The sequence below is a fragment of the Shewanella sp. Sh95 genome, from assembly GCF_001308045.1.
Classification (GTDB): Bacteria; Pseudomonadota; Gammaproteobacteria; order Enterobacterales; family Shewanellaceae; genus Shewanella; species Shewanella xiamenensis.
This window is the reverse complement of sequence record NZ_LGYY01000045.1, coordinates 1-14,003: the sequence shown is the minus strand read 5'-3', so window position 1 is coordinate 14,003 and position 14,003 is coordinate 1. Positions and strand designations below refer to the sequence as shown.

Annotated in this window: 11 protein-coding genes and 1 pseudogene; 8 read left to right on the top strand and 4 right to left on the bottom strand. The window is 46.8% G+C overall.

Annotated features, from left to right (window positions below; translation table 11 throughout):
* The first annotated feature begins 69 nt into the window (after positions 1-69).
* Positions 70-1,572, top strand: a pseudogene (locus tag AEA42_RS03570) (DUF3300 domain-containing protein).
* A gap of 60 nt (positions 1,573-1,632) precedes the next feature.
* Here AEA42_RS03570 and AEA42_RS03565 read toward each other — a convergent pair.
* A complete protein-coding gene (locus AEA42_RS03565) occupies positions 1,633-2,109 on the bottom strand; it encodes a hypothetical protein (protein ID WP_037423787.1) in 477 nt (158 codons plus the stop codon).
* A 74-nt stretch (positions 2,110-2,183) separates the two neighbouring features.
* Complete coding sequence (locus AEA42_RS03560; protein WP_055646984.1) at positions 2,184-5,864, bottom strand: EAL domain-containing protein; 3,681 nt, start codon at positions 5,862-5,864, stop codon at positions 2,184-2,186.
* Between the two features lie 568 nt (positions 5,865-6,432).
* On the opposite strand from AEA42_RS03560, the gene AEA42_RS03555 reads away from it, so the two are divergent.
* The 7 genes from AEA42_RS03555 (at position 6,433) to AEA42_RS22535 (ending at position 12,132) form a co-directional block, all read left to right on the top strand.
* The gene (locus tag AEA42_RS03555) at positions 6,433-6,753 is read left to right on the top strand and encodes a hypothetical protein (RefSeq protein WP_050991325.1); all 321 of its coding nucleotides are present in this window, start codon (positions 6,433-6,435) and stop codon (positions 6,751-6,753) included.
* 188 nt (positions 6,754-6,941) lie between these two features.
* Positions 6,942-7,970: a ubiquinol oxidase subunit II gene (gene cyoA / locus AEA42_RS03550; RefSeq protein WP_047535575.1), complete on the top strand. Its 1,029-nt coding sequence runs from the start codon at positions 6,942-6,944 to the stop codon at positions 7,968-7,970.
* Between the two features lie 2 nt (positions 7,971-7,972).
* Complete coding sequence (cyoB, locus tag AEA42_RS03545) at positions 7,973-9,952, top strand: cytochrome o ubiquinol oxidase subunit I (protein ID WP_055646983.1); 1,980 nt, start codon at positions 7,973-7,975, stop codon at positions 9,950-9,952.
* A 1-nt stretch (position 9,953) separates the two neighbouring features.
* A complete protein-coding gene (gene cyoC, locus AEA42_RS03540) occupies positions 9,954-10,574 on the top strand; it encodes a cytochrome o ubiquinol oxidase subunit III (RefSeq protein WP_047535571.1) in 621 nt (206 codons plus the stop codon).
* The gene (cyoD, locus tag AEA42_RS03535) at positions 10,574-10,915 is read left to right on the top strand and encodes a cytochrome o ubiquinol oxidase subunit IV (protein WP_055646982.1); all 342 of its coding nucleotides are present in this window, start codon (positions 10,574-10,576) and stop codon (positions 10,913-10,915) included. The genes cyoC and cyoD overlap by 1 nt, the downstream gene beginning before the upstream one ends.
* A gap of 13 nt (positions 10,916-10,928) precedes the next feature.
* A complete protein-coding gene (cyoE, locus tag AEA42_RS03530; RefSeq protein ID WP_055646981.1) occupies positions 10,929-11,861 on the top strand; it encodes a heme o synthase in 933 nt (310 codons plus the stop codon).
* A 94-nt stretch (positions 11,862-11,955) separates the two neighbouring features.
* Complete coding sequence (locus AEA42_RS22535) at positions 11,956-12,132, top strand: hypothetical protein (protein ID WP_197278416.1); 177 nt, start codon at positions 11,956-11,958, stop codon at positions 12,130-12,132.
* A 75-nt stretch (positions 12,133-12,207) separates the two neighbouring features.
* Here AEA42_RS22535 and AEA42_RS03525 read toward each other — a convergent pair whose 3' ends face one another.
* Both AEA42_RS03525 and AEA42_RS03520 read right to left on the bottom strand, forming a co-directional pair.
* The gene (locus AEA42_RS03525) at positions 12,208-12,666 is read right to left on the bottom strand and encodes a hypothetical protein (protein ID WP_055646980.1); all 459 of its coding nucleotides are present in this window, start codon (positions 12,664-12,666) and stop codon (positions 12,208-12,210) included.
* 129 nt (positions 12,667-12,795) lie between these two features.
* On the bottom strand, positions 12,796-13,554 hold the full coding sequence (locus tag AEA42_RS03520) for a hypothetical protein (protein ID WP_055646979.1): 759 nt from the start codon (positions 13,552-13,554) through the stop codon (positions 12,796-12,798).
* Between the last annotated feature and the right edge of the window lie 449 nt (positions 13,555-14,003).

Genomic DNA, 14,003 nt, shown 5'->3' with positions numbered 1-14,003 from the left:
CAGCTTATGTTCATATTCACGCGCCTATGATGCCAATAACATCCGCAAATAGGATTATTGGAGCGAACCATGAACAGATTATATCGATGGAAATGGCTAGTGTTATCGGCGGCTTTAGTTGCTCTGCCTTTCACCGCGCCGACGCAAGCTGCGGGCGTATCCATTAGCCAAGGTTCAAGTGCTTCATTGAGCCAAGCCGAACTCGAGCAGATGCTTGCGCCTATTGCCCTCTATCCCGATAGTTTGTTGAGCCATATTTTGATCGCCTCAACCTATCCACTCGAAGTAGTACAAGCGCAACGTTGGTTGGAAGATCATCCTAAGTTGTCGACTGATCAAGTGATGTCTCGCACCGAAGACAAGGACTAGGACCCGAGTGTTAAAGCACTAATGGCTTTCCCCAATGTCTTACAGAAAATGAGCGAAGATTTGGATTGGACCCAAAGGCTTGGCGAAGCCTTCTTGGCCGATGAGGCGCAAGTGATGGACGGTATTCAATCACTCAGACAACAGGCGGATAAAGCCAACAGTTTAGCCAGTATGGAGAATATGGCGGTAACTCGCGCCAATAACCAGATCATCATCGAGCCTGTACGCCGCGAAGTGGTATATGTGCCTTATTATGACCCCCGCGTAGTTTACGGTACTTGGCGTTGGGGCGTGGCCTATCCGCCTGTATATTGGGAGTTTGGCGGCTATGTTGGCTACCCTTACCGCCCAAGCCATAGCTACTTTTACTGGTCGCCTGGGATCCATATTTCCTTTAACTACTTCTTTAGCTCATTTCATTGGCATCGCCATAAAGTCGTCGTGATAGATCACCATCACTCCCACCATTATCGTCCACGGGAAAGGTACTCGGTCAGCCATGGCGCTCAACCTTGGAAGCATAAACCCGAGCACAGACGCGGCGTGGTTTACCATAATCCCGTGGTAAAAGAACGCTACTACGCTGACAGCAAGTTCCGTGGCCGCGACTCCCACTCCAGTGGCAGCAGCCAGCACTTTACCAGCCAGTACTCGAAATCAAGGGAACACCAAAACGCACGTTATAACCGAGACAGCAAGGGCTATGATAAAAGCCATGATAAGGATAGAGGCAATAACTTAAGCCGCGACAACAACTATAGCCGCGAGCGGGCGCCCAGCTTTCAGAATACTCAAGCCGAGTTAAAAGAGCGCCGTGTGGCACCGACGAATTCGGCGCAAACCAAAAGGGAAGGTTACCAAAAAGAGCGTAACGACAATGCCCGCAATGATAATCAGGTAAGGCAAATGCAGGCTAAGGCATCGCGGGAACAAGCTAAGGATATCTCGCAAAGGCAGTATCAGAGTCGAGACCAGCAGCCGCGTAACGTCGAGACTCGCTCTCAGCCACAAAGACAGGAAACGCGCCCCGAGGTGAGACGCTCCGAACCACAACGTATGGAGCAGCCCCGTCAAGCACAGCCAAGACAAAGGGAAGAGACGAGAGTAAGGCAGGAACCCCGACAAAATATGCAAGCATCACGCAGTGTGGAGCGTAATCAAGGCCGCTCAACTCAGAGCCAAGAACGTCGCCACCGGGAATAAGCAAAGATCAAATATAGAAAAAGAGCGCGAAGATTCGCGCTCTTTTTGATAGCTCAGTCGTTAAAACTTTAAGGTCAAGGACTGGCCTTCACCCATGCCTTGCCACTCGATGGTCAACTCCATTATCTCATTGATAATATGTTCAAAGTCAGATTGTGATATCTCAGGTACGGCTAATTTACGGTTACTACAGGCCTGCTCGAGTAAATAGATAAATCCCGCATAGCTAGGCGTATCAGCAGACCATAGCAGAGATTGCAATGCTTCGACGATCGATTCGGTTTGCCAAATGTCAGTTTTATCAGCAACCGCTAAAGAAGCTTCGTTATGCTCAAGGGTGAAATTGATATCGGCACCAGCACGTATTTGCGCGAAAAAAGCGCCTTGAATCCGCAGGCGTTTTTCAACGACGTAGTGAATCATATCGTGGGGAGCAATCCCCTGCTCAGGCATCTGAGTTTGTGTGGCACTACCATCCATGCGAACACAACGTAATTGAGCGTAACGGGTCGAACCTTTAGTGAAGATAACTTGCATAGCGCTGTCCTTAATGTATCCATGTCCTATCGCCAGACTGACTCAAGTATAGTGCTAAATGGATAAAAAACGGCCTAAAAATTGCGTTCAATAAAACGCAAACAATCATCTGCAGATAAGGGTTTACTGAAATAATATCCCTGCACCAGATCGCAACCCATGCTCGAGAGCAACACCAGTTGTGCCTCGTTTTCCACTCCTTCAGCCACCACGGTTAACCCTAACTCATGGGACATCGAAATCGTGGCCGCGCTGATTGCCGCATCGTTTGGATCATTTTCAATATCCTTGACAAAGGAACGGTCGAGCTTAAGCCGATCTAAGGGCAGCAACTTCAAGTACGAGAGTGACGAATAGCCGGTGCCAAAATCATCAATAGCCAATTCAATCCCATATTGACGCAACTCGGCCAGCAACTTGGCATTTTGCTCAGGATACTGCATGGCGACACTTTCAGTGATCTCAAGCTCCAATGCTCCCTTGCCAAGATCATATTGAGCTAACACATTGATAATATCAGCAACTATGGTCTCTTTACGCAGCTGATGCGCCGACAGATTAACCGCCATTCGCAAGTCTTTCGCGCCTTTTTTACGCCACTGCGCCAGTTGTGCGAGTGCTTGCTCTAATACCCATTGGCCGATGGGGATAATCATGTCGATCTCCTCGGCAATAGGAATAAAGCGATCGGGAGCAACCAATCCCAATTCGGGATGCTGCCAGCGGATCAACGCCTCAACACTCACCATTTGTCCGGTGTTGATATCGATCTGCGGCTGATAATGCAGCAGTAACTCATCACGGGCAATGGCTTGCCTGAGCCCAGTTTCAATTTGCTGGCGCTCAGTCACTAAGGTATTCATTGCAGCGGTGAAAAACTGATAGTTGTTTCGCCCCGCCGCCTTGGCGCGGTACATGGCCATATCGGCATTTTTCATCAATGCCTCAACACTGTCACCATCGGTTGGGAACAGGCTGATGCCTATGCTAGGTGATGAATGTAAGGGCTTGTTATCTATGATGTAGACTTGATTCAGACCGCTGCGCAAGGCTTCCGCCACCTTAGCGACGCTATCGTGATTCGTATCGGACAACACCACGACAAATTCATCACCGCCTAAGCGCGCGACGATATCGTCACTGCTTACAATACTCTTTAAGCGCCGCGCCACTTCGAGCAACAACATATCGCCGACATGATGTCCCAGGGTGTCGTTAATATTTTTGAAATGATCCATATCGATAAACATTACGGCAATCTGGGTTTGGCTGACAAAAGCCTCCTGAAAAACCATCTCCAAACGCGATTGCAGACTCAAACGATTCGGTAGCAAAGTTAAGGAATCATGATGCGCTAAGAAGTGAATGCGCTCCTCATTCACCTTGCGTTCGCTGATATCGGTAAAACTGCCGATGTAATGGCTGATTGCCCCAGTTTCGTCGCGAACCACAGACATCATCAGCCATTTCGGGAAATCATAGCCATCTTTGTGGCGATCCCACACTTCTCCTTGCCAAAACCCCGTTTGCTCAAGCGCAGCTCGCACTTGAGCATCAATGTTTTTATCGGTTCGAGCGGCTTCAATAAAACGACAGTTTTTACCTATGATTTCATCCCTTGAGTAACCAGTAATTTGGCTAAAGGCGCTATTAACATCCACGATGACATCATTGGCATCGATAATAGTGATACCTTCCCCACTTTGCTGGAATACCTGTGCCAACAAGTTAACTCGGGCAATAGTGCGCTCTTGCGCGGTAATATCTTCCACAATAAACAGGATAAGCGGCTCACCATTAGCTGCGGCCACTAAGGAGCCATTCAGTCTGACGGCTACTAGCTGTCCGTCTTTATGCCGATAGTGCTTCTGATAAGGACCATAACGGCGTGTTTGCTTGAGGCGTTCAAGCTGCTCAGCCTCAGTCACTTGGTAACGAATCGGGGTAAGCTCCCAAGGATCAAGCGCTTGAAGCTCCTCTAGTGTGTAGCCCGTAATTTCAGTAAATGCTTGGTTAATGGCGACAAAGTGCCCATCCTCAAGACGTTTTAAAACATGGCCAACGGGTGCCTTATCGAATAGGTTACGGTATTTTTCTTCGCTCTCGACGAGGGTGGCTTGAAATGCTTGATTACGCGCAATCTCCTTCGAAAGTGCCATAGTTTTTTCTGCCACTTTATCCTCAATCCGATGACGCTCACCGGAAGAGATTAATGTCACACCACTCACAACGGCACAGGTGATAAAGGCTAAAAGTAATAGCAACAGTGACAGACTGTAAGATTCACCCATCAGTTGAGCATACGACTCGTAAATCACAATATGCCATTGCCTATCGGCAAGCGTTAAGTGGGCCTGATAGTATTGGCCTGTTTTATCGCTATGTAACTTACCAGAAAAGGTAGGAAATTCTTTCTGACTATTCGCATAGAGCAAGGCTCCATCAGCACTCATATCCGTTAGCCGCCAATGCAAACCTTTTACCTGTTCGACTTTATTGATGATGCTTTGGATATCGATCACCGCCGAACAAAATCCTTTAATGTTACCAACGCGATCGAAAGAAGGCACCAATAGTAGCGTGCCTCCAAGGCCATGAGGGTCTTCAGCTAATTGGATTTTGCCTGTGATGACCGGCGCAAGCGTTGATCTCCCTTTTGCTATGGCTGCCGCCCTCGCAGACTCGCTGTTGAGATCTAATCCAAGTACGGCGCGACTGCTATACATAGGTTGCACATACTTAACAGGCACAAGCCAGCCGTCGGCGTTTGGTTTGCCCCCCTCTAAATATTTGATATTGAAAGGTCGCCCCAGCTCAGCTGTGGTTGCAGACTCAAAACTCTGTTTATCGCTCGCCGCAATCAATGGTGACCAAGCCCAAGCCTTAAAGCCATCTAATTGGAGTCGATTACGTTTACCGAACTGAATAAATTCATCTTCCGTGACTATTTCACTGTTATCAAACAGGCTGGCAAGGGCAACTAATTGTTGTAGATTGGTTCCCTGAAAAGTTTCCACACTACTGATAATCGCATTGGATTGAATTTGAAACTTATCCTGCAGTTGCTGCCGCTGGTTCATATCTGCGTAATAATAAATCCCCACGCAAAGTAAAAAACCAATCACCAAAGGTAGTCCTGTTTGAATCCGCCTTGAGCGCCAAATGGGTCGCCTATCAAACACTAATATGGTTAGCGGGATAAAAATGACCGCTCCAAGGAAATCGCCCATCCACCAATTGAGCATACTGGTAACGAGATCCGAACTTGGAATCATGCCGTAAACTGCAAGTGCAGCATTACCCAATAGAGAGGCAATAATACAACCAGCACTGAGACTAACCATTGATTTTATAACAGTTTCTGGTTTATCAAAGGTCAGTAAAGGATCGATGTATCGAATAATTCGAGCAGAAATAATGGTCTGTAGTAACGTTCCCAAGGCAATACTGACGGGCAACCAACCGAGATGTAGTTGCCCACCAATATTAATATTAATCAGCAATGCCCCTATAAAAACCCCAATCCAAGGCGCATATGCTTTCCATAAAAGACAAGCAGCGATTGCGATCCCTGCCGCAGGCCAAATTGCCGCAGAATATCCGGGAGGTAAGGCAATCATCAAACCCATTTTACCGACAATAAAGTAGGCTAAGGCTATGAATAAATTGACCTTAAAATAGTGCGCAAATGCGTTGATATTTAATCCCTTGTAGTAATTGGGTTGATAATCAGAATGGGCCCATAATGCCTTAATCTACAAATCAATCTCAAGAGTAGTCAAACCGTTAGCTCATTGGGGGCTGAAAACCAAAGCGGTACCATGATGTAAAAATTATTTTTACGCTGTCTAACCAGTTAAACTGCCACAAAACACCCTAGGGTGATAGCTATGCTTTATTGTAGGATTCAGCATTGAATATCGGCAAGGCATCACTAAAATCAGAAAGTATAAACAACCAACTCGGCAAATAAGCGCGCAAAACGACTCACAGTAAAGCCAAGACATTTACATATCGCCATCACATTTTCCACACAGAATGTGAGTGAAATCAGTTTATTTTTAGTTAAATATGTAACCACAATGTTTAGCCATGGTTTCAATTAAGGTTTTTTTAATGCAAAAGCCCTTTTGTGACCTAGATCTACTTTCAATCAATCCCCGCTTCTTGTTATCCTCCCGCCCGCACAAAAAAGTTGCAGCTTGAATTTTTATTCAGCCAACAATTCTTCTCGCTCAACGCCGGACCTGTTAATTGAAATTCGCACTCAGCCAATTTTGCGCTGAAGGATTGAATCTCGTTGCGAGGTTCTCCCACTTCAGTATGACAAACTTAGCCTTGCTTTTTGGGTTACTGTTTGTGCTGCCCGCAGCTGACTTAGTGTCAGTGATGGTCGGCGGCTGCATCGATATTGGCGAATTAATCACCCTGAGCGATGGATTTTTAATCGAGTTTTTCGGCGCCACGCTGCTGAGCATTTTGCTGCTCAATCCCCAGATTATTAAGCAATTGTGGAATTTGTTCGACAATGGCTTCAAGTTTTTCAACAGCTTAGATTTAACTAATGCAGCCCTGTTTTTAGCACCCCCAAGGCTAAAATCTCTCGAGCACCTTGCGCACGGTTGTCGCGCCCCACCATTGTAACTCTCTGTTTTAAAATTCAAATTTGCATTAAGCGCTGAAGGTCGATCCTCAATCTTACATTGGGGTGGCAGGCATTTTTTGTGCCGCGCTCGAGCCACTTTCGGATTTGCCTTCGGATAACGCCGCTCAATGCTACTGCCAATCTCTCAGGGCAGAGTTGTAAACCTTAGGGTTAGAGGAATCTTCCTTTGTTAATTCGAAATTTAAGTAAAGTAGCATTCGCGGCGCTTGCCCTGATGCTCGCAGGCTGTGATGGCGGCGTATTGGATCCCAAGGGCCAGATCGGTGCCGATGAAAAGCACCTGATCATCATCGCTACCCTACTCATGCTGATTGTGGTTATCCCCGTGATCTTTATGACCTTGTTCTTCGCTTGGAAGTATCGCGATGGTCGAGATCAGGAGGTTTACGCGCCCAAATGGTCCCATTCGAGCGCGATTGAAACCGTGGTTTGGATTGTGCCGATAGTAATCGTCGTGATTCTAGGGGTGATTACCTGGGGCTCTACCCATGATCTCGACCCTTACAAACCACTCGAACACGAGGCCAAGCCGATTACGGTTGAAGTGGTTTCTATGGACTGGAAATGGTTGTTTATCTATCCAGAACAAGGTGTTGCATCGGTAAACGAACTGGCTTTCCCAGCGAACGTACCAGTGAACTTTAAGATCACCTCTGATACCGCAATGAACTCTTTCTTTATCCCGCAGTTAGGTAGCCAAATCTACTCAATGGCAGGGATGACGACTAAGTTGCACCTGATTGCCAACGAACCCGGTACCTATGACGGTATTTCCGCTAACTATAGCGGCGCAGGTTTTGCGGGCATGAAGTTTAAAGCCATTGCCACGCCAACGGCAGCCGACTTCGATGCTTGGGTAGCCAAGGCAAAACAACAGGCGACTAAGACCTTAGACTCTGCGACTTACCAAGCCTTAGCACAGAAGAGTGAAAACAATCCTGTTGAATACTTTGGCTCAGTGAGTCACGGCATGTTCGATCAAATCGTTATGCAATACATGCACATGGACTCAAACGAGCACATGGCAGGCCATGAAGGTATGGAACACATGAGTACCGACCACAATATGGCTGGCATGCACCACGATATGGCGCATATGGCGAGCGAACAGAAGATGGCCGACATGGAAAGCTCAACCCATTCTGACACTTCATCAACAGAACACTCATCCACTCACCAAGTGGAGGCGGAGTAATCATGTCTTTTCTCGGTAAATTAAGCTTAGATGCGATCCCGTATCATGAGCCTATCATCATGGTGACCCTTGCGGTTGTTGCCGTGATAGGCCTGTACGTCGCAGCCTTGATCACTAAACACAAAAAATGGGGTGTGCTTTGGCACGACTGGTTAACCTCGGTTGACCATAAACGCCTCGGTATCATGTACATAGTGCTTGCCTTTATCATGCTGATCCGCGGTTTTTCCGACGCCATCATGATGCGTACCCAGCAGGCACTGGCCACCAATGGCGCCGCAGGTTATCTGCCGCCAGAACATTACGACCAAATCTTCACCGCCCACGGCGTGATCATGATTATCTTTATGGCGATGCCATTTATGATCGGTCTAATGAACTTAGTGCTGCCACTGCAAATCGGTGCCCGCGACGTAGCCTTCCCCTTCTTGAACAACCTCAGCTTCTGGCTAACCGCGTCTGGTGCCGTGCTGATCAATATTTCATTAGGTTTAGGTGAATTCGCCCGTACCGGTTGGGTAGCTTACCCGCCGTTGTCTGAACTAGCTTACAGTCCGGGCGTTGGGGTCGATTACTATATCTGGGCGCTGCAGATTTCGGGGATAGGGACAACCTTAACCGGGGTCAACTTTATCGCGACTGTGCTTAAGATGCGTGCTCCAGGCATGAAGCTGATGCAAATGCCCATCTTCACTTGGACTTGTACTTGGGCCAACATCCTGATCGTGGCGTCGTTCCCGATCCTGACTGCGGTTTTAGCGCTGTTAACACTCGATCGCTACATGGGTTTCCACTTCTTCACCAATGATGGTGGTGGTAACGCCATGATGTATATCAACCTGTTCTGGGCTTGGGGTCACCCTGAAGTGTACATCCTGATTTTACCTGCGTTCGGTATCTTCTCGGATGTGATTTCAACCTTTACCTCTAAGCGTCTGTTCGGCTATTCCTCAATGGTATGGGCCAGTGGCGCGATTTCGATCCTCGGTTTTATCGTGTGGTTACACCACTTCTTCACCATGGGCTCGAGTGCCAACGTCAACGCCTTCTTCGGCGTGATGACCATGGTGATTGCGGTCCCGACTGGGGTAAAACTGTTTAACTGGTTGTTCACCATTTACCGCGGCCGCCTGCGCTTAACTGTGCCAGTGCTGTGGACCTTAGGCTTTATGGTGACTTTCACCATTGGTGGTATGACGGGCGTGTTATTGGCCGTACCTGGCGCCGACTACGTACTGCACAACAGCTTGTTCCTGATCGCTCACTTCCATAACACCATTATCGGTGGTGCCGTGTTTGGTTACTTAGCCGGTTTTGCTTACTGGTTCCCGAAAGCGACGGGTTTCCACTTAAATGAGCGTTTAGGTAAAGCGTCATTCTGGTGCTGGCAGATTGGTTTCTATGTGGCCTTTATGCCGCTGTATGTACTCGGTTTTATGGGGATGACTCGCCGTATCAACCATATTGATAACCCAGCATGGAACCTGTGGATCTATATCGCTGCCGCGGGTGCTTGCATCATCATGGTCGGTATCATTCTGCAATTCGTGCAACTGTACGTAAGTATCCGTGACCGCGACCAAAACCGTGACACCACTGGCGACCCATGGAATGGCCACACGCTGGAATGGTCAACCGCATCACCACCACAGTTCTACAACTTTGCTAAGTTGCCACAAGTGTCTGATATCGACGCCTTTACCGATGCCAAAGAAAAAGGCACCGCGTATCAACGCCAAAAACACTATCAGCCAATCCATATGCCGAAGAATACCCCGAGCGGTATCTTGATGGCGCTGGGCATTACTGCCGCGGGCTTTGCGGCCATTTGGCACATTCTGTGGCTCGCGATTGTGGGCATGGTGGGCGCGTTTATCGTGTTCTTATTCCGAGCTTATAACAACGATGTCGACTATTACGTTCAACCCGATGAAGTGGCACGCATTGAAAATGCTCACTTAAACAATGTAGTAAGGGGCTGATATGAGTGTTGCAATCCCAGCTGATTTAGACGTTGCTCACGCCGAGGAGCACCACGAGCACCATGACACGGGTGGCAACACCCTGTTTGGTTTTTGGCTCTACCTGATGACCGACTGCATCCTGTTTGCATCGGTATTTGCCACCTACGCCGTGCTCTATATGAACACCGACGGCGGTGTATCGGGTAAAGACATTTTCGAACTGGACTTTGTGCTGATCGAAACCGCAGCCCTGCTGCTCAGTAGTATTACCTATGGCTTCGCGTTGATTTTCGCTAAGCGCCACAACAAAGCGGCGACCCTCACTTGGTTAGCCATTACCTTTGCACTGGGTTGCGTGTTTATCGGCATGGAAGTCTATGAGTTCCATCACCTGATCGAACATGGCAACGGCCCACAACGCAGCGCCTTCCTGTCATCTTTCTTCACCTTAGTGGGCATGCACGGCTTGCACGTGACCGCAGGGTTAATTTGGATGGCAATCATGATGATTGAAGTCGCCAAAACGGGCTTAGGTAACCGCAGCATCACTCGCCTGAGCTGCTTAAGCTTGTTCTGGCATTTCCTCGACATCGTGTGGATTTGCGTATTCACCGTTGTGTACTTATTGGGAGCACTGTAATGGGCGCACATACTCAATCACACGATCATAGCCATGGCGCAGACGATCTGGCCGCCAGCATCAAGTCCTACTTAGTCGGTTTTGTGCTGTCAGTGGTGTTAACTGCCATCCCATTCTGGGCGGTAATGACCCATCACTTCGAGCAATCGACGACGCTTGCCATCGTCGTTATCACGGCACTGGTGCAGATTTTGGTACATCTTAAGTACTTCCTGCACTTGGACTTCTCTAAGGAAGGCAAGATCAACACCTTCTCCTTCCTATTTACCGCGCTGATCATCGTGATGGTGGTTGGCTTGTCGGTATGGATCATTCTCGAAGCTAACGCTTTGATGATGTAACGAGACACAGCAAATGAACACACAAGCTAGATTGACATCGACGCAATGGAAAGCACGCTTCAAAGGGTATGTACAGGTGACTAAGCCTGGCATCATTTTCGGGAATCTGATTTCCGTTGCTGGCGGCTTCCTATTGGCCGCGAAGGGCGATGTGGATCTGGTCTTGATGCTGGCAAGCTTAGTGGGATTATCCTTAGTCGTCGCCTCAGGCTGTGCGATTAATAACTGTATTGACCGTGATATTGACGCCAAAATGCAGCGCACCTGCAAACGCGTCACCGTCACGGGCGAAATCCCCCTAAGCCATGTATTGCTGTTTGGCATCGCCTTAGGCGTGCTTGGATTTGGCATCTTAGCCCTGTTCACCAATGCCTTAGCCCTGCTGTTTGCCACAATTGGCTATGTCGTTTATGTCGGGATTTATAGCCTCTATATGAAGCGAAACTCGGTTTACGGCACCTTAGTCGGCAGCTTTTCGGGCGCAGTACCGCCCGTGGTGGGCTATTGCAGCGTGACGGGGCAAATGGATATGGGCGCAGTGATTTTATTGCTGATGTTCAGCCTCTGGCAGATGCCACACTCCTACGCCATCGCGATTTTCCGCTTTAATGACTATGCAGCCGCGAAGATCCCCGTGCTGCCGGTCGCCGAAGGGATGGCCAAGGCGAAACACCATATAGTGCTCTATATCGCAGTGTTCGCCTTGGTCAGCACTATGCTGCCACTCGCAGGTTACACAGGCACCGCCTTTATGGCCGTGACCTGTGCCACCAGCCTCTGGTGGCTAACTATGGCCCTCAAAGGTTATCGTCAAGATGTGGATATGCCACGTTGGGCCAGACAAGTGTTTGGTTTTTCAATTATTACCATCACAGCACTCAGTGTAACCATGGCGCTGGATTTTCAAGCGGTCAGTCAAACCCCACTGTTTACCTTAGTGCGATAAACATAACCTTTATTCAAAAACAAAAGCGCTAACCTAGGTTAGCGCTTTTTTATTGCCTTAATCCTCAATAACCAAGGGACAAGAGGGCGTTAAAATGGATGGAAAAACAACTGAGTTACCTGTGACTAAAAGCTCTAAATTCAATCAACGAGTTATAGATGACCCATGGTATTTGCTCACCGACACGCAGCAAGTCCATCCGTGGATGCTCGACCGCCCCATCCATGGGGCGGACGGTCGGCTCGCTAATCACCATGGCTCACTTTTTTAGCATTCGCGTAATCTGTAGGTATCAAGAAAATACACCGTCAATAATGACCACAATGAACGATGCAGGCAGACTTGGTTATACGACTAATTTCACTTCATAACATTCAATATCGGCAACTATGTCCTCTAGCAGCTCTTTGTCTGCAACCAAACTTGATCCCTTAAGCTGCAACATCCAATTCTCATACAGTCGCAACACGGCTTCTCTCTCATTTTCAGGCCATGTAGCCCATCCACCATACTCTAGCTTTGCGAGAAACAATCCAAAATCACATGGTGCGTTCCAATAATCCGTTACGTACAACTCAAAAATGCGGGGCAAAAAGTGTTTGAAATCGCCTACGTCACCAAATGTTGTCATGATTTTAAGGATAAATAGTTGAAGATCGTCCCAAGAGAGCTGGGTTAACTCTTTTGTGTGCAATAAAGAATCTAAATTTTGCAGTTCACAATGAGAGCACCCTACTATTTGCAATTTAAGAGGGTAACCACTAAATGCGCTGTATAAATTATAAATTTGTGGTTGTGTATTCATCGAGTCGTATAACTCCCAGCGAAGGTGTGAATAACGCAATACTAAAGCAACCACATACAAGCTTAAACACTAAAAACCAACGCATAGTGAAATACCACACGTTGTGAATCCCTCTTGAACTGCTTATCATCAATTTATATTTTGAATTAATTCAATTAGTTCACTACCTTTTTGAGCCATTCCTTGTACAGCCCCAAGTCTTTTCTCCGCCGAAACGACGCCATCTAAAACACTTTTTGTTTTTTGCCACATAATCGAAAGTTTATTTACCTCTGGACTACTTTTAGCCTCTTTAAATACTCCTTCGTTGGCAATGACTTCACCATATGCCGACCGAACTACGTCTTCTAAAGCTTTAGCTCCAACCGCACGATATTTAGAGATGGCTTCCTCTATTTTATTTATATGTTTTTCAATTATATGTATCGAATGTGTGGGTAAGGTGGAATTTGGTAGCATGCTTTTAAGCTCAGTTGCCATTGCAGCTAGCTCTTCTAAGTTAGTTAAGTCAACTAACTCCTCTTCGTTAGGTAGAATTTCTGAACAAAAGCCTAATACGGTAAGAACTTCCGACTTGATATACTGCTTTGGTGAAGACCAATGACTGGTTACTAACTGAACGGCAAATACATTGTTACACGAATTTAGACTTGGGTTATATAGCTCAGGACTATAACCTAACTTGAGCATTTCGGAGCGAATTAACTCAACTTCATCGTGTAAATCAGCAAGACAACGAGATATTATAAAGTTCTTTTTATGAGCATCCGACTCTTCGATTTTAAACACTTCAGCCCACACTTGATGAGAGGGAACTTGATCAGGTTTTGTAGATATCGTTTTCAGTATTTCCCTGACGCGATATGCTGAATTTATATTTACAGCCATGTGATTTCCTTACTGTGAACTCAAAAAATGTATGACTTTTTATTAGCGAGCTTGCGCGTTTACTTCATTCAACTAGTAAAAAAGCGCATAGTTAACTAACTGTATTGAAAAGAACTTATCAGCTTTTGAACAAATGCACTATGCGGAAAAACACAAATACGTGTTGTCTAAAACTATCATCTAAATCAAAATTCAAATAAATACTTAATTTTTAAATAACTTTTTAAGTTAACAGTGGAGATAACACATATATAAATCGGCTTAAAAATGCTCAAAACTAATTAAATTTAAATACGACTTTATAGCAATTTAATACTCAGCTCTGAAGGATCCCCTCATAAATCAGCCATAGCATAGCCATATTTGAGCAACTGATTGGCGAATAATACCCAGGCCGCCAGCAATTCTTTCTCCGTGATTTGATAATCAGGCCGCCTGAGTACCTCCAA